Genomic DNA, 16,973 nt, shown 5'->3' on the forward strand with positions numbered 1-16,973 from the left:
AGGGTTCAAAGCCCTTTAACACGTGGCGCCAACTCTATGTTCTGACAGGCGTTTTACCCACGCAAAAAACGAGTGACATTAAGCTAGCACGACCAAAGACAACTTTACACCGTCTGTCGCACATGACAGGGGCATTTGCCTACGGTTTTCGCCCTATCTTCGCTCATCAGGCGTCTACCATGGCCAGGGCCTCCTCCACATCAACTGCAACAAGACGTGAACAACCGGGCTCGTGCATGGTCACCCCCATCAATTGATCCGCCATCTCCATGGCAATCTTGTTATGGGTGATGTAGATGAACTGCACGCTTTCACTCATTTCCTTGACCAAACGGGCGTACCGCCCGACGTTGGCATCGTCCAGCGGCGCATCGACCTCGTCGAGCATGCAGAACGGTGCAGGGTTCAACTTGAAGATGGCAAACACCAGCGCCAATGCGGTCAGTGCTTTCTCGCCGCCGGACAGCAGATGGATGGTGCTGTTCTTCTTGCCCGGCGGACGCGCCATGATCGTCACCCCTGTATCGAGTAGATCTTCGCCCGTCAGTTCCAGATAAGCGCTGCCGCCACCGAAAACTTTTGGGAAAAGTGCCTGTAATCCGGCATTTATCTGATCAAAGGTATCCTTGAAGCGGTTGCGGGTTTCCTTGTCGATCTTGCGGATGACGTTTTCCAGGGTCTCCAGGGCCTCGACCAGGTCAGCGTCCTGAGCGTCCAGGTAACGCTTGCGCTCGGACTGCTGCTCGTATTCCTCGATGGCCGCCAGGTTGATCGCCCCCAGGCGCTGGATGCGGCCTTCGACCTGTTCCAGCTCCTGCTCGGTGCCCTGCTCGCTGGCGTCGGCCTCGACGGTGGCGAGCACGCCCTGCAAATCGTAGCCGTCGGCCAGCAATTGTTCCTGCAAAGTCTTGCGGCGGATGTCCAGCCCCTGGTTTTCCAGGCGCATCTGCTCCAGCTGGCCGCGCAGCAACTGGGCTTGCTGTTCGGCCTGGGTACGACGCTTTTCGGCATCGCGCAGCGCGCGGTCGGCTTCGTCCATTTGCAGCCGCGCCAGGCGCATTTCCTCGTCGACGCTCATGCGCCGCTCCAGCAGTTCTTCGAGCTTCAGGCGCAGCTCTTCGAGCGGCGCCTCCCCCTCTTCCAGGTTCAGGCTCAGCTGCTCCTGGCGTTCGCTCAGGCGTGCGGCCTGCTGCTCCAGACGCTCCAGGGCCTGGCGGGTGGAGTCGTGCTGAGCACGCAGCGAACCCAGGCGCACCGCCAATTGGTGGGCGTGATCCTTGTGCTGGCGGGCTTCCTGGCGGATGCGATCAAGGCCTTCACGCAAGGTGTCGCGGCGCGCCATCAGCTGTTCGCGCTGTTCGGTGTCCTGAGCCATCAGGTCCAGCGCCTCCTGCAGCACCAGGCGAGCCTCACCCAATTGCTCTTGCTCCAGGGCACGCTGCTCCACAAGCTCGGCCAGCTCTTCCTGCAAGCGGCGGCGACGCAGTTCTACCTGCTCGGCGCGGGCACGCCCGGCCGACAGGCTGGCCTTGAGCTCACCGTGCTGGCGGCTTTCTTCCTGGGTGCGGCGGCGCAGTTGCTCTCGCTGCTCCTCCAGCTCCAGCTGCTGCTCGCGGGTTACCTGAAGCTGCTGCTCCAGCTGCTCCAGCGCGGCCTCAAGTTCCAGCTGCTCCTGCCCCAGGCGGTCGATTTCCTGGCCACGGGCCAGCACTCCACCCTGAGCCTCGCCACCCCGGCTGACGCGCAGGAAATGGCGGCCAACCCAGTATCCATCACGGCTTACCAGGCTCTGCCCTTCGCCCAGCGTTGCGCGCCGTGCCAGGGCCTCGGCGAGGTCATCGACCGGCTGCACCTGGGCCAGCCACGGGGCCAGGTCGATACGCCCTTCGACCTTGTCGAGCAGGCTGCCGGGCTGGCGCTCGCCGCCCGCCGCCGACAGCAACAGGCGCAATTCGCCCTGCTCCAGGCCGTTGAAATCCAGCCCGGCAAAATCGTCCAGCAACACGGCCTGCAAGTCGGCACCCAGCACGGTTTCCACCGCCAGCTCCCAACCCGGCTCTACGCGCAGGCCTTCGGCCAGCCGCGGACGCTGCTCCAGGCCTTGTTCGCGCAGCCAGTCGGCGGCGCCTGCGCCCGGCTCCAGCGCAGCCTGCTGCAACGCCTCCAGCGAGGCCAGGCGGCCGCCGAGGCGCTGCAGGTCGCCCTGCTGCTGTTGCTGGGCCTGGGTTGCTTGCTGCAGTTGCTCGCGCACGCTCTCCAGGCGCTCGACCACCTGCTCTTCCGACAACTGCAATTCTTCGAGCAGCATCTCGCTGCCGGCCAGTTGCTCGGAGAGCTCGAACAGGGAAGCGTCCTGTGGATCCACACCCAACTGCTCACCTTCCTCGACCAGCTTGCGTTGGCGCTCGGCCAGGCGCTCCAGGCTGGCTTCCAGCTGCTGCAGGCGCGCTTGCTGCACTTCGGCCTGGCGCCGCGGCTCGGCGGAGCGGGTATTGAAACTGTCCCATTGCTCCTGCCAGCCGTGCATGCCCATTTCGGCCTCTTCGAGGGTGGCCGCAGACTCCTCGGCTGCGGCCAGGGTCAACTCCTGCTCAGGCTCGAGCATGGCCAACTCTTCGCCAAGGGTGGCCAGAAGGGTGCGGTCATGGCCCAGGTGCGATTCGGTTTCCTGGCGCGTGCGTTCGGCCTCCTTGAGGTCGTCCTGCAACTGGCGCAGGCGCTGCTGGCCGTGCTGGATGCTCTGCTCCACCCGGGCGATATCACCGGCCACCGAATAGAAGCGCCCCTGGACCTGGTTGAAACGCTCGGACAACTCATGGTGCCCGTCACGCAGGCGTTCGATGCTGGCATCGGCATTGCGCTGCTCGGCGACCAGCGCCTCGTGGGCGACATCCTGATCGCCAATCACTGCCTCGCGCTGGCGCACGCGCTCGTCCAGGTCGCGCCAGCGCAGGGCCGACAGGCGCGCCTTGAGCTGGCGCTCCTGGGCCTTGTACTCGCGGTACTTCTCGGCCGCCTGGGCCTGGCGGTGCAGGCGCTCGAGCTGGCGTTCCAGCTCTTCACGCAGGTCGGTCAGCCGCGCCAGGTTCTCCTGGGTGCGGCGGATGCGGCTTTCGGTTTCACGGCGGCGCTCCTTGTACTTGGAGATGCCGGCCGCCTCTTCGATGAAGTTGCGCAGCTCTTCGGGCTTGGCCTCGATCAGCTTGGAGATCATGCCCTGCTCGATGATCGAGTAGCTGCGCGGCCCCAGGCCGGTGCCGAGGAAAATGTCGGTGATGTCTCGGCGGCGGCACTTGGTACCGTTCAGGTAATAACTGTTCTGCCCGTCGCGGGTGACCTTGCGGCGGATGGAAATCTCAGCGTAGGCGGCGTACTCGCCGAGCAAGGTGGTTTCGCTGTTGTCGAACACCAGCTCGATGCTGGCCTGGCTCACCGGCTTGCGGCTGGTGGAGCCGTTGAAGATGACATCGGTCATCGACTCGCCGCGCAGGTTCTTCGCCGAACTCTCGCCCATCACCCAGCGCACCGCATCGATGATGTTGGACTTGCCGCAGCCGTTGGGGCCGACCACGGCCGCCATGTTGCTGGGGAAGTTGACCGTGGTCGGGTCGACGAACGACTTGAACCCGGCCAGGCGAATGCACTTCAGGCGCATCGGTCAGCCCCGGGCCAGCGCCGCCAGCACCAGTTCGCAGCTGCGCTGGCCATAGGCGGTGAGCACCTCGCGGATGCGCGGCAGGTCACGGGCAACCACAGCTTCGAGCAGGCGGGCGAACAGGTCGAGGTAGTCGTCCATGTTGGCCTGGCGCTGGTCCAGGGCCAGGTAGTAGGCGCGGCTCATGGCCGGCTGCAGGTTTTCCACGGTTTCCTGCAGGTAGGGGTTGTCGGCGAAGCGGTAGGCGGCGCGCATCACTGCGAAACTCTCGGCGACGAACACCTTGATGTCCTGCTGCTCACGGGCCTGGCGCAGACGCTGCTGAATGTCCAGAAACGTGCTCAGGTCGCCTTCGGTGCGCCATTTCTGTGCCACGGCATTGCCCAGCAGGATGTAGAACTCGCCCATCAGGGTACACAGGCTGCGCACGCTGCGTTCGTCCAGCTCGGTGACATGGGCGCCACGACGCGGCAGGATCGCTATCAGATGGCGACGTTCGAGGATCAACAACGCTTCGCGCACCGAGCCGCGGCTGACACTGAGGGCCTGGGTGACCTTCTGCTCCTGAATCCGCTCACCGGGCGCAAGCTCGCCGCGGATGATGCGTTCGGCCAGGTAGTCGGCAATCTGCTCGGAGAGGCTGTCCGGCGCCTTGAACGTCATGGTTTTCCTTCAAAATCATTGAACTGGGCACAAGGAAGCGATTGTAGCGCACTTGCCAGGGGCTCGCGCAGAGGGGCGCGGCGCTTTATTTGACCTGCCAGGCAGCCAGCCAGGCGGCGCGATCTATGCTTGTAATATGAGCACTGCGTTCGGCTGGGCGTCGATATGTGCAATTTCCTGACCTTTGAGTCAGAAAATTATTGACCGTTCCGACAGGTCTGCTTATTGTCCGCCCAACAACAATAAAACCATTGCGAGGCCATCCCCGTGATCCAGTTTCTCGTCAACCAGGAGCTGCGTAGTGAGCATGCCCTGGACCCGAACATGACGGTGCTGCAGTACCTGCGCGAGCACCTGGGCAAACCCGGCACCAAGGAAGGTTGCGCCAGTGGCGACTGCGGTGCCTGCACCGTGGTCGTCGGCGAGCTTGTCCAGAACGAACAAGGCGAGGACAGCCTGCGCTACCGCAGCCTGAACTCGTGCCTCACCTTCGTTTCCTCTTTGCACGGCAAGCAACTGATCAGCGTCGAAGGCCTCAAGCACAACGGGCAGCTGCACAGCGTGCAACAGGCCATGGCCGATTGCCACGGTTCGCAATGCGGCTTCTGCACCCCCGGTTTCGTCATGTCGTTGTTCGCCCTGCAGAAGAACAGCCAGGGTGCCGACCTGCATCAGGCTCAGGAAGCCCTGGCCGGCAACCTGTGCCGCTGCACCGGTTACCGGCCGATCCTCGACGCCGCCGAGCAGAGCTGCCGCCAGCCTTGCCGCGACCAGTTCGACGCCCAGCAGGCGCAGACCATCGCCCGCCTCAAGGCCATCGCCCCGACCCAGACTGGCGAACTCAACAGCGGCGACAAGCGCTGCCTGGTGCCACTGACCGTGGCCGACCTGGCCGACCTGTACAGCTCGCACCCCGAAGCCCGCCTGCTGGCCGGTGGTACCGACCTGGCCCTGGAAGTCACCCAGTTCCACAAGACCCTGCCGGTGATGATCTACGTCGGCCACGTTGCCGAACTCAAGCGCATCGACAAGACCGCCAGCCACCTGGAAATCGGCGCTGCCACCCCGCTTACCGACTGCTACGGCGCGCTCAACGAGGAGTACCCGGACTTCGGCGACCTGCTGCACCGCTTCGCCTCGCTGCAGATTCGCAACCAGGGCACCCTCGGCGGCAACATCGGCAATGCCTCGCCGATCGGTGACTCGCCACCCCTGCTGATTGCCCTGGATGCGCAGGTGGTGCTGCGCCAGGGTGAGCGCCAGCGGGTAATGCCGCTGGAAGACTACTTCATCGACTACCGCATCACCGCCCGCCAGGACAGCGAGTTCATCGAGAAGATCATCGTGCCACGCGCCAGCAACGACTGGGCCTTCCGTGCCTACAAAGTATCCAAGCGCCTGGACGACGACATCTCCGCCGTGTGCGCTGCCTTCAACCTGAGCATCGAAGACGGTGTGGTCAGCGGCGTGCGGATCGCCTTCGGCGGCATGGCAGCCACCCCCAAACGCGCCCGCGCCTGCGAAGCAGCCCTGCGCGGCAAGCCGTGGAACCAGGCCAGCATCGAGCGCGCCTGCCAGGCCCTGGCCGAAGACTTCACCCCGCTCAGCGACTTCCGCGCCAGCAAGGAGTACCGCCTGCTGACCGCGCAGAACCTGCTGCGCAAGTACTTCATCGAACAGCAAACGCCCTACATCGAGACCCGGGTGACCGACTATGTCTAACCATCACGTAGCCAAGAGCCAGGCCGAGATGGCCGAACTGTTCAGCCAGGACCTGACCACCGGGGTCGGCCGCAGCGTCAAGCACGACAGCGCCGACAAGCATGTATCAGGCGAAGCGCTGTACATCGACGATCGCCTGGAATTCCCCAACCAGCTGCACGTCTATGCGCGTACCGCAGACCGCGCCCATGCGCGCATCCTGCGCATCGATACCACGCCGTGCTATGCCTTCGAGGGCGTGCGCATCGCCATCACCCACGAAGACATCCCGGGCCTGAAGGACATCGGCCCGGTGGTCGCTGGCGACCCGCTGCTGGCCATCGACAAGGTCGAGTTCTTCGGCCAGCCGGTGCTCGCCGTGGCGGCCCGCGACCTGGATACCGCACGCCGTGCAGCGATGGCCGCCATCATCGAATACGAAGACCTGGAGCCGGTGCTGGACGTGGTCGATGCGCTGCGCAAGAAGCACTTCGTGCTCGACAGCCACACCCACCAGCGCGGCGATTCGGCCGCCGCTCTGGCAAGCGCCCCGCACCGCCTGCAAGGCACCCTGCATATCGGCGGCCAGGAGCATTTCTACCTGGAAACCCAGATCTCCTCGGTGATGCCCACCGAGGACGGCGGCATGATCGTCTACTGCTCCACGCAGAACCCTACCGAAGTACAGAAGCTGGTCGCCGAAGTGCTCGACGTGCCGATGAACAAGGTGGTACTGGACATGCGCCGCATGGGCGGCGGCTTCGGCGGCAAGGAAACCCAGGCGGCAAGCCCGGCCTGCCTGTGCGCGGTGATCGCGCGCCTGACCGGCCAGCCGACCAAGATGCGCCTGCCTCGGGTCGAAGACATGACCATGACCGGCAAGCGCCACCCGTTCTACGTGGAGTACGACGTCGGTTTCGATGACGACGGCCGCCTGCACGGCATCAACCTCGACCTGGCCGGCAACTGCGGCTACTCGCCCGACCTGTCCGGCTCGATCGTCGACCGCGCCATGTTCCACTCCGACAACGCCTATTACCTGGGCGATGCCACCGTGCACGGGCACCGTTGCAAGACCAACACCGCCTCCAACACCGCCTACCGCGGCTTCGGCGGCCCGCAAGGCATGGTCGCCATCGAACAGGTGATGGACCACATCGCCCGCCACCTGGGCCGCGACCCGCTGGCCGTGCGCAAGGCCAACTACTACGGCAAGACCGAGCGCAACGTCACCCACTACTACCAGACCGTCGAGCACAACATGCTCGAGGAAATGACCGCCGAGCTCGAAGCCAGCAGCGACTACGCCGAACGCCGCGAGTCGATCCGCCGCTTCAACGCCAACAGCCCGGTGCTGAAGAAGGGCCTGGCACTGACACCAGTCAAGTTCGGTATCTCGTTCACCGCCACCTTCCTCAACCAGGCCGGGGCACTGATCCACATCTACACCGACGGCAGCATCCACCTGAACCACGGCGGCACCGAGATGGGCCAGGGTCTGAACACCAAGGTGGCACAGGTCGTGGCGCAAGTGTTCCAGGTCGATTTCAGCCGCATCCAGATCACCGCCACCAACACCGACAAGGTGCCCAACACCTCGCCTACTGCAGCTTCCAGCGGTGCCGACCTGAACGGCAAGGCTGCCCAGAACGCCGCCGAGATCCTCAAGAAGCGCCTCACCGAGTTTGCCGCTCGGCACTATCAGGTGACCGAGGAAGACGTTGAGTTCCGCAATGGCCATGTGCGCGTACGCGACCAGATCGTCAGCTTCGAGCAGCTGGTGCAGCAGGCCTACTTCGCCCAGGTATCGCTGTCGAGCACTGGCTTCTACCGCACGCCCAAGATCTACTACGACCGCAACCAGGCCCGCGGCCGGCCGTTCTACTACTTCGCCTTCGGCGCTGCCTGCGTGGAAGTGATCGTCGACACCCTGACCGGCGAGTACAAGATGCTGCGCGCCGACATCCTGCATGACGTGGGTGACTCGCTGAACCCGGCCATCGACATTGGTCAGGTCGAAGGCGGTTTCATCCAGGGCATGGGCTGGCTCACCACCGAAGAACTGGTGTGGAACGCCAAGGGCAAGCTGATGACCAACGGCCCGGCCAGCTACAAGATCCCGGCCGTGGCCGACATGCCGCTGGACATGCGGGTCAAGCTGGTGGAGAACCGCAAGAACCCGGAAGACACCGTATTCCATTCCAAGGCCGTGGGCGAGCCGCCGTTCATGCTCGGCATCGCCGCCTGGTGCGCACTCAAGGACGCCGTGGCCAGCATCGCCGACTATCGCGTGCAACCGAACATAGACGCGCCGGCGACACCGGAGCGGGTGTTGTGGGGTTGCGAGCAGATGCGCAAGTCGGTGGCCCAGCAACACGCTGCCGAACAAGAAATGGAAACCGTGGCTCACTGACAGCGAGGACCACTGTGGGAGCGGGTAAACCCGCTCCCACAGTGGACTGGGTAGCCCCTCAAAGAGGTTATGGATCATGCACCAATGGATCAACGCCCTCGCCGACCACCAGTCCCGTGGCGAAGCCTGCGTGCTGGTGACCATCATCGAAGAGCGCGGTTCGACCCCGCGCAACGCTGGCTCGAAGATGGTCGTCAGCGCCACCGGCCTGTTCGACACCATCGGCGGCGGCCACCTGGAATACAAGGCCCTGCACATCGCCCGGCAGATGCTCGAAGAACACCGTAGCACCCCGCACCTGGAGCGCTTCAGCCTCGGTGCCAGCCTCGGCCAGTGCTGCGGCGGTGCCACCGTGCTGCTGTTCGAGCCAATGGCAGCGGTACAGGCGCAGATCGCCGTGTTCGGCGCGGGCCATGTCGGCCGTGCTCTGGTACCCTTGCTCGCCGCCCTGCCCTGCCGGGTGCGCTGGATCGACTCGCGTGAACAAGAATTCCCCGAATTCATCCCCAACGGGGTGAGCAAGATCGTCAGTGAGGAACCGGTCGACGAAGTCGCAAACCTGCCGCCAGGCAGCTACTGCATCGTCATGACCCACAACCACCAGCTCGACCTGGAACTGACCGCTGCCATTCTCAAGCGCAACGATTTCACCTGGTTCGGCCTGATCGGCTCGAAGACCAAACGGGTCAAGTTCGAGCACCGCCTGCGCGAGCGCGGCTACGACGATGCCGTGCTGGCGCGCATGCGTTGCCCGATGGGCCTGCCCGAGGTCAAGGGCAAGCTGCCGATCGAGATTGCCGTGTCCATCGCCGGCGAAATCATTGCCACCTACAACGCCTGCTTCGGCCAGCACGACGCTGCCGCCAACGCCGGCCCCATTGCCCAGTTGCTGCCGCCTTCCCGGCGCAGCCAAGCCATTTGACGAGTGTGTTATGACCGTTACCCGCAAAGCCTACCGTGCCGCCATCCTGCACAGCATCGCCGACCCGGCCGAGGTAGGCCTGGACGCTTCCCATGAGTACTTCGAAGACGGCCTGCTGGTGATCGACGATGGCCGCATCAGTGCCGTCGGCCCTGCCAGCGAGCTGCTGCCGAGCCTGGCGGCCGACATCGACGTGGTGCATTACCAGGACGCGCTGATCACCCCGGGCTTCATCGATACCCACATCCACTTCCCGCAGACCGGCATGATCGGCTCCTACGGCGAACAACTGCTGGACTGGCTGAACACCTACACCTTCCCTTGCGAGAAGCAGTTTGCCGACAAGGGTCATGCCGACAAGGTGGCGAAGATCTTCCTCAAGGAACTGCTGCGCAACGGCACCACCACTGCCCTGGTGTTCGGCAGCGTGCACCCGCAGTCGGTCAATGCCCTGTTCGAAGAAGCCGAGCGCCTGGACCTGCGGATGATTGCCGGCAAGGTGATGATGGACCGCAACGCCCCGGACTACCTGACCGACACCGCCGAGTCCGGTTACACCGAGAGCAAGCAACTGATCGAGCGCTGGCACGGCAAGGGCCGCCTGCACTACGCGGTGACCCCGCGCTTCGCCCCCACCAGTACGCCGGAACAGCTGGCCCTCGCCGGCCAGTTGCTCAAGGAGCACCCCGGGGTGTACATGCACACGCACCTGTCGGAAAACCTCAAGGAAATCGACTGGGTCAAGTCGCTGTTCCCCGAGCAGAAGGGTTATCTGGACGTCTACGACCACTTCGAGCTGCTGGGCGAGCGCTCGGTATTCGCCCACGGCGTGCACCTGTGCGACGAAGAATGCCAGCGCCTGGCCGAGACCGGCTCGGCCGTGGCGTTCTGCCCCACTTCAAACCTGTTCCTTGGCAGCGGCCTGTTCAACCTGCCGCAGGCCGAACGCTTCAAGGTCAACGTGGGCCTGGGTACCGATGTGGGTGCCGGCACCAGTTTCTCACTGCTCAATACCCTGAACGAGGCGTACAAGGTGATGCAGCTGCAAGGCGCGCGCCTGCACCCGTACAAGTCACTGTACCTGGCCACCCTCGGTGGCGCGCGCGCATTGCGCCTGGACGACCGCATCGGCAGCCTGCGCCCAGGCAACGATGCCGACTTCGTGGTGCTGGACTACAAAGCCACGCCGCTGCTGGACTACCGCATCCAGCAGTCCAACAGCATCGAAGAAACCCTGTTCGTACTCACCACCCTGGGTGACGACCGCACCGTGCGTGAAACCTACGCCGCCGGACGTTGCGTGCACCAGCGCTAAGCTTCTTTCGCCAACCCCCGGTACAGCGCGCCACCGATCGCAGCCCCGATCAGCGGCGCCACCCAGAACAGCCATAGCTGCTGCAGGGCCCAGCCACCGACGAACAAGGCCGGCCCCGTGCTGCGCGCGGGGTTGACCGAGGTATTGGTTACCGGGATCGAGATCAGGTGGATCAGGGTCAGGGCCAAGCCAATGGCTATCGGCGCAAAGCCTGCCGGGGCGCGGGAATCGGTGGCGCCCATGATCACCACCAGGAACATCGCCGTCATCACCACTTCACTGACAAAGCCCGCCCCCAGCGAATAGCCGCCGGGCGAGTGATCGGCGTAGCCGTTCGAAGCCAGGCCAGATGACAGCTCGAAGCCAGCCTTGCCGCTGGCGATGAAGTAGATCACCGCAGCTGCCAGGATCGCGCCGATGACTTGGGCGATGACGTAGGGCAACAGCTCCTTGGCCGGGAAGCGCCCACCTACCACCAACCCGAACGACACGGCGGGGTTGAGATGACAACCGGAGATATGACCGATGGCGAAAGCCATGGTCAGCACGGTGAGGCCGAAGGCGAAAGCGACACCGAGCACACCGATGCCGACGGGAGAGCTGGCTGCGATAACGGCACTGCCACAGCCACCAAGAACCAACCAGAAGGTGCCGACCAGCTCGGCCCCCATGCGCTTACCGAGGGACATGCTCATGAATCCATTCCTCAAGAAGTTGAACGCAACGAATGCGCAAGCCCAACTGCTTGATGAAGGTTTGCTCACAAGAATTTAGCAGACGTTTGGCTGTTGACCAGTAACAGTACAGGGCCGCTGCGCGCCCATCGCCGGCAAGCGCGGCTCCCACAGGGTTTACGCTATCCCTGTGGGAGCCGCGCTTGCCGGCGATGGGGCGCGAGGCGGCCCTTCAATCACCTAGGCAAACGATCAACCCTTGACGGACGCCTTGGGCTTTTTCAGCAGGTGCGAAAACACCGCGTGGAGGTCATCCGAGGCGCTCTCGTCATCCAGGTTCAGCTTACTGTCGATGTGGTCCATGTGATGCATCATCAGGCTCACGGCCTGCTCTGCATCACGCGCCTCGATGGCATCGATCAGCTGCATGTGCTCGTCATAGGAGCAATGGGAACGGGTGCCGCTCTCATATTGGGCAATGATCAGCGACGTCTGCGACACCAGGCTGCGCTGGAAGCTGACCAGCGGTGCATTGCCTGCGGCTTCGGCCAACTTGAGGTGGAACTCGCCAGAAAGGCGGATACCGGCGCCGCGGTCGCCACGGGAGAAGCTGTCGCGCTCCTCACGCACCATCTGGCGCAGTTCGTTGAGCTGCTCCAGGGTGGCATGCTGCACAGCCAGCTCGGTAATGGCACGTTCGACCATGCGCCGCGAGAAGAACACCTGGCGCGCCTCTTCCACCGTCGGGCTGGCCACCACCGCACCGCGATTGGGCCGCAGCAGCACCACGCTTTCATGGGCCAGGCGCGACAGGGCGCGGCGGATGATGGTGCGGCTGACGCCAAAGATCTCGCCCAGCGCTTCCTCGCTCAACTTGGTGCCCGGCGCCAATCGCTGCTCGAGGATCGCCTCGAAAATATGCGCGTAGACGATGTCGTCCTGGGTACCACTGCGGCCGGCCTTGCCAGTGCGCGCAGGTTTTTTCAGAGGTTGCAGCTGTTCGTTCATGGGCTCTCGAGGCACGAAGAGAAAGTATGGCGCCATTGTACACAGGCTGAGGCGATTCCGCAGGGGGCGTTTTACCTATATAGCCGTTATACGACGCATTGCGCACACAAAACATAAAACATTATTTGCATTATTTGTACACAAAAGCATAATCCACCGAGCAACTTCTTGACCCGTGAGTCAACAAAAACGCGTCAGACGTCTGCCTTCCCTCGTGGAGCCACCAAGTGCATTGCTCAGGACCTGGCTCCAACAACAACAAGAAAGACTTGAGGAGTACTCGCTGTGGAAAGCCGCAAATCCGAAGCCCCTACGCTGGATCTCGCACCACCGCTTGAAACGAGTTGGCTGGAGCGGATTTTCAAACTCAAGCAACACGGCAGCACGGTCAAAACTGAAATGATCGCCGGGGTGACCACCTTCATCACCATGGCCTACATCATCTTCGTCAACCCCAACATCATGGCCGACGCCGGCATCGACCATGGTGCCGCCTTCGTCGCCACCTGCATCGCCGCCGCGCTGGGCTGCCTGTTGATGGGCCTGTACGCCAACTGGCCGGTGGGCCTGGCGCCCGGCATGGGGCTGAATGCCTTCTTCACCTACACCGTGGTCGGCACCATGGGCTACAACTGGGAAACCGCGCTGGGGGCAGTGTTCGTCTCCGGCGTGCTGTTCATGTTCCTGACCTTGTCACGCGTGCGCGAATGGTTGCTCAACAGCATTCCAGTGAGCCTGCGCCATGCCATGGGGGCCGGCGTCGGATTGTTTCTCGGGCTGATCGGCCTGAAGACCGCCGGCATCATCGTCGACAGCCCGGCTACCCTGATCAAGCTGGGCTCGCTGCATGAACCAGGGCCGCTGCTGGCGGCGCTGTGCTTCCTGCTGATCGCCATCCTCAGCTACAAACGCGTGTTCGGCGCGATCCTGATCAGCATCATCGGCGTTACCCTGGCCGGCTGGGGCCTGGGCCTGGTCAAGTTCAGCGGAGTGATGTCGATGCCGCCAAGCCTGGCCCCCACCTGGATGGCCATGGATGTGGCGGGCGTGTTCAACGTCAGCATGATCAGCGTGGTGCTGGCGTTCCTGTTCGTGCACATGTTCGACACCGCCGGGACACTGATGGGCGTGGCGCAGCGTGCCAACCTGGTGGCGCCGGACGGGCGCATCGAAAACCTGTCGCGGGCATTGAAGGCCGACAGCGCTTCGAGCGTGTTCGGCGCCGTGGTCGGCGTGCCACCGGTGACCAGCTATGTGGAAAGTGCCGCCGGTGTCGCCGCAGGTGGCCGGACCGGCCTGACGGCCGTGGTGGTGGGTATTCTGTTCGTCGCCGCGATGTTCTTCGCGCCGCTGGCCGGGATGATTCCGGCCTACGCGACAGCGGGCGCGCTGATCTACGTGGCGATGCTGATGATGGGCAGCATGGCGCATATCCATTGGGACGAAGCCACCGATAGCATCCCGGCGATCGTCACGGTGATCATGATGCCGCTGACCTTCTCGGTAGCAGACGGCATTGCCCTGGGCTTCATCAGTTATGTGGCGTTGAAGGCGGGTACTGGCAAGTACAAGGAAATCTCGGCCAGCCTTTGGGTACTGTGCGCGATCTTCATTGCCAAGTTCGTGTTCCTCTGACCGTCATTGCATTGACCAAGGGCGCCTCGGCGCCCTTTCTTTATTTCCAGAGCCTGTGCTGGCCTCTTCGCGGGTAAACCCGCTCCCACAGGACTGCCTCAGCCTTCAAGGTGTGCGCGGTATCTGTGGGAGCGGGTTTACCCGCGAAGAGGCCGGCACCGACAACACAAAAACTGCAGACGAAAAAAAGCCCGCCAGTGTGAGAGCGGGCCAAAGGACCTACGAAGATTCTTCTAGCGACCAACTAGCTTCCGCGGTAGGTCGAATAGCTGTACGGCGAGATCAGCAGCGGCACGTGGTAGTGCTCCTGCTTTTCATCGATGCCGAAACGCAACACGACAACATCAAGAAATGCCGGCTCCGGCAGCTGTACGCCGCGGGCACGGTAATAGGCGCCAGCGCTGAACTGCAGCTGGTAGACACCGGTACGGTAGTCGTCACCCTGCAGCAGCGGCGCGTCGACGCGGCCATCGCTGTTGGTCAGGGCAGTGTTCACCAGCTCCAGCTGCTGGCCTTCGACGCGGTAGAGCTCGACTTTGATCGAGCTGCCTGGGCAGCCGTGCGCGGCATCCAGTACGTGTGTGGTCAAACGTCCCATCTGCTTGTCGCCTCTTGTTCAATCTATGGGCAAAAAATACACAGCCAACGCCCCAATATAGGGCCTGCGATGTGCGGGAATGACGCCATTAAGACATTTCAACGCCAGATTGTACACAATTTTTTGATCCCTTCCGTCGCGACCTCATCAAACCGGCCACCAGTCGCAAATACAGGCACTGTGCAGAGCACACCGTCATTAACTGACCAAACAGGCAGGTTTCTTGCAATGCATTCTCAAGCGACAAAAGGGAAGAAATGCGGAAAAACAGGCTTACAAAAGATTTCAGAAGTTGTATACAATCAGCCCATCCGGTGGTGCGACATCCCGACGCGGCCCGCCCACCCCGCACTAACACACAAGAAGGAAGACTGCAGTGAGCGCTGACTACCCTCGCGACCTGATCGGTTACGGCAACAACCCTCCTCACCCGCAATGGCCGGGCAACGCTCGCATCGCGCTGTCTTTCGTCCTCAACTACGAGGAAGGCGGCGAACGCAACATCCTGCACGGTGACAAAGAGTCCGAAGCCTTCCTTTCCGAAATGGTCGCTGCCCAGCCGCTGCAGGGTCAGCGCAACATGAGCATGGAATCGCTGTACGAGTACGGCAGCCGCGCTGGCGTCTGGCGCCTGCTCAAGCTGTTCAAGGACAGCGGCATTCCCCTGACCATCTTCGCCGTGGCCATGGCCGCCCAGCGCCACCCCGACGTGATCCGGGCCATGGCCGAAGCCGGCCACGAGATCTGCAGCCACGGCTACCGCTGGATCGACTACCAGAACATGGACGAGGCCCAGGAACGCGAGCATATGCTCGAAGCCATCCGCATCCTCACCGAACTTACCGGCGAACGCCCGCTGGGCTGGTACACCGGCCGCACCGGCCCGAACACCCGCCGCCTGGTGATGGAGGAAGGTGGCTTCCTCTATGACAGCGACACCTACGACGATGACCTGCCCTACTGGGAACCGAACAACCCTACCGGCAAGCCGCACCTGGTGATCCCGTACACCCTGGACACCAACGACATGCGCTTCACCCAGGTGCAGGGCTTCAACTGCGGCGAGCAGTTCTTCCAGTACCTGAAAGACGCCTTCGACGTGCTGTACGCCGAAGGCGCCGAAGCACCGAAGATGCTTTCCATCGGCCTGCATTGCCGCCTGGTCGGCCGCCCGGCGCGCCTGGCCGCGCTCAAGCGCTTCGTCGATTACGCCAAGAGCCACGAGCAGGTCTGGTTCGCCCGTCGCGTGGACATCGCCCGCCACTGGCACGCCACCCACCCGTACAAGAAAGAGAACGCCTGATGACCGCCTTCAACACCCTCAAGCCCTCCGCCCTGGACCGTGACGCCTTCGTCAAGGCTTTCGCCGACATCTACGAGCACTCGCCGTGGGTCGCCGAAAAAGCCTACGACCTGGGCCAGCTGGGTGAACTGGACGAGATCGAGGCGCTGCACCAGCGCATGAGCGACATCCTGCTCAGCGCCAACCACGCTGACCAGTTGGCGCTGATCAACGCTCACCCGGACCTCGCCGGCAAGGCCGCCATCCAGGGCGAGCTGACCGAATCGAGCACCAACGAGCAGGCCGGCGCCGGTATCCACCAGTGCACCGCCGAAGAATTCGCCCGCTTCACCGAGCTGAACGACGCCTACAAGGCCAAGTTCCAGTTCCCGTTCATCATGGCGGTTAAAGGTAGCAACCGGCACCAGATCCTCGCCTCCTTCGAAAAACGCATCCACAACGATGCCGATACCGAATTCAAGGAAGCCCTGGCGCAGATCAACCTGATCGCCCTGTTCCGCCTGCTGCAGCTGTAAGCAACAGCGAACCGTATTCAGAAAAACGAACAATAGAAGAGATAACCCCATGCGCACCCTTATGATCGAGCCCCTGACCAAAGAAGCCTTCGCCGAATTCGGAGACGTGATCGAAACCGATGGCAGCGACCACTTCATGATCAACAACGGCTCGACCATGCGTTTTCACAAGCTCGCCACGGTCGAGACCGCCGAGCCTGAAGACAAGGCGATCATCAGCATCTTCCGCGCCGACGCGCAGGACATGCCGCTGACCGTGCGCATGCTGGAGCGCCATCCGCTGGGCAGCCAGGCTTTCATCCCGCTGCTCGGCAACCCCTTTCTGATCGTGGTCGCGCCCGTTGGCGATGCACCTGTATCAGGCTTGGTCCGTGCCTTCCGCAGTAATGGCAGGCAGGGCGTTAATTACCATCGCGGCGTCTGGCACCACCCGGTGCTGACGATCGAAAAGCGGGATGACTTCCTGGTGGTTGATCGCAGTGGTTCTGGCAACAACTGCGATGAGCATTACTTCACCGAGGAACAGATGCTGATCCTCAATCCCCACCAATAAGAAAAGGTCGGTCATCGT

The 16,973-nt window shown here is 63.0% G+C and carries 13 protein-coding genes; 8 read left to right on the top strand and 5 right to left on the bottom strand.

Going from position 1 to position 16,973, the window contains the following annotated elements; translation table 11 throughout:
* Nucleotides 1–166: 166 nt before the first annotated feature.
* Together smc and ACIPZ5_RS19030 are read right to left on the bottom strand one after the other, a co-directional pair.
* Nucleotides 167–3,655, bottom strand: coding sequence for a chromosome segregation protein SMC (smc, locus tag ACIPZ5_RS19025; RefSeq protein ID WP_400810109.1), 3,489 nt, complete (start codon nucleotides 3,653–3,655; stop codon nucleotides 167–169).
* 3 nt (nucleotides 3,656–3,658) lie between these two features.
* Nucleotides 3,659–4,318 (bottom strand): GntR family transcriptional regulator, encoded by a 660-nt coding sequence (locus tag ACIPZ5_RS19030; RefSeq protein WP_343595961.1) that lies wholly within the window; start codon nucleotides 4,316–4,318, stop codon nucleotides 3,659–3,661.
* 267 nt (nucleotides 4,319–4,585) lie between these two features.
* Between ACIPZ5_RS19030 and xdhA the strand changes: the two genes are divergently transcribed.
* From xdhA to guaD, 4 genes are all read left to right on the top strand, one after another.
* Complete coding sequence (gene xdhA / locus ACIPZ5_RS19035) at nucleotides 4,586–6,040, top strand: xanthine dehydrogenase small subunit (protein ID WP_261943277.1); 1,455 nt, start codon at nucleotides 4,586–4,588, stop codon at nucleotides 6,038–6,040.
* Nucleotides 6,033–8,432, top strand: a complete 2,400-nt coding sequence (xdhB, locus tag ACIPZ5_RS19040) for a xanthine dehydrogenase molybdopterin binding subunit (protein ID WP_343595964.1) — start codon at nucleotides 6,033–6,035, stop codon at nucleotides 8,430–8,432. The genes xdhA and xdhB overlap by 8 nt, the downstream gene beginning before the upstream one ends.
* Before the next feature lie 76 nt (nucleotides 8,433–8,508).
* Nucleotides 8,509–9,354, top strand: coding sequence for a xanthine dehydrogenase accessory protein XdhC (gene xdhC / locus ACIPZ5_RS19045; RefSeq protein ID WP_400810112.1), 846 nt, complete (start codon nucleotides 8,509–8,511; stop codon nucleotides 9,352–9,354).
* Between the two features lie 10 nt (nucleotides 9,355–9,364).
* Nucleotides 9,365–10,669, top strand: coding sequence for a guanine deaminase (guaD, locus tag ACIPZ5_RS19050; protein ID WP_343595968.1), 1,305 nt, complete (start codon nucleotides 9,365–9,367; stop codon nucleotides 10,667–10,669).
* Here guaD and aqpZ read toward each other — a convergent pair.
* Both aqpZ and ACIPZ5_RS19060 read right to left on the bottom strand, forming a co-directional pair.
* On the bottom strand, nucleotides 10,666–11,364 hold the full coding sequence (gene aqpZ / locus ACIPZ5_RS19055; RefSeq protein WP_343595970.1) for an aquaporin Z: 699 nt from the start codon (nucleotides 11,362–11,364) through the stop codon (nucleotides 10,666–10,668). The two genes, guaD and aqpZ, sit on opposite strands and share 4 nt — an antisense overlap.
* 231 nt (nucleotides 11,365–11,595) lie before the next feature.
* On the bottom strand, nucleotides 11,596–12,351 hold the full coding sequence (locus ACIPZ5_RS19060; RefSeq protein ID WP_085677854.1) for a GntR family transcriptional regulator: 756 nt from the start codon (nucleotides 12,349–12,351) through the stop codon (nucleotides 11,596–11,598).
* Between the two features lie 285 nt (nucleotides 12,352–12,636).
* Between ACIPZ5_RS19060 and ACIPZ5_RS19065 the strand changes: the two genes are divergently transcribed.
* Nucleotides 12,637–13,986, top strand: a complete 1,350-nt coding sequence (locus tag ACIPZ5_RS19065) for an NCS2 family permease (protein WP_400810113.1) — start codon at nucleotides 12,637–12,639, stop codon at nucleotides 13,984–13,986.
* Between the two features lie 244 nt (nucleotides 13,987–14,230).
* On the opposite strand, the gene uraH is transcribed toward ACIPZ5_RS19065, so the two are convergent.
* Nucleotides 14,231–14,584, bottom strand: coding sequence for a hydroxyisourate hydrolase (gene uraH, locus ACIPZ5_RS19070; protein ID WP_023381446.1), 354 nt, complete (start codon nucleotides 14,582–14,584; stop codon nucleotides 14,231–14,233).
* A 376-nt stretch (nucleotides 14,585–14,960) separates the two neighbouring features.
* Between uraH and puuE the strand changes: the two genes are divergently transcribed.
* The 3 genes from puuE to ACIPZ5_RS19085 are packed head-to-tail and all read left to right on the top strand — an operon-like array spanning nucleotide 14,961 to nucleotide 16,955.
* Nucleotides 14,961–15,887, top strand: a complete 927-nt coding sequence (puuE, locus tag ACIPZ5_RS19075) for an allantoinase PuuE (protein ID WP_085677852.1) — start codon at nucleotides 14,961–14,963, stop codon at nucleotides 15,885–15,887.
* Nucleotides 15,887–16,402: a 2-oxo-4-hydroxy-4-carboxy-5-ureidoimidazoline decarboxylase gene (gene uraD, locus ACIPZ5_RS19080; RefSeq protein ID WP_343595976.1), complete on the top strand. Its 516-nt coding sequence runs from the start codon at nucleotides 15,887–15,889 to the stop codon at nucleotides 16,400–16,402. Before puuE ends, uraD begins: the two co-directional genes overlap by 1 nt.
* A 49-nt stretch (nucleotides 16,403–16,451) precedes the next feature.
* Nucleotides 16,452–16,955 carry an ureidoglycolate lyase gene (locus ACIPZ5_RS19085; protein ID WP_054884133.1) on the top strand — a complete coding sequence of 168 codons (504 nt, stop codon included), beginning with the start codon at nucleotides 16,452–16,454 and terminating at the stop codon, nucleotides 16,953–16,955.
* The last annotated feature ends 18 nt before the right edge of the window (nucleotides 16,956–16,973 follow it).

The organism is Pseudomonas sp. NPDC089428, from assembly GCF_044749325.1.
Classification (GTDB): Bacteria; Pseudomonadota; Gammaproteobacteria; order Pseudomonadales; family Pseudomonadaceae; genus Aquipseudomonas.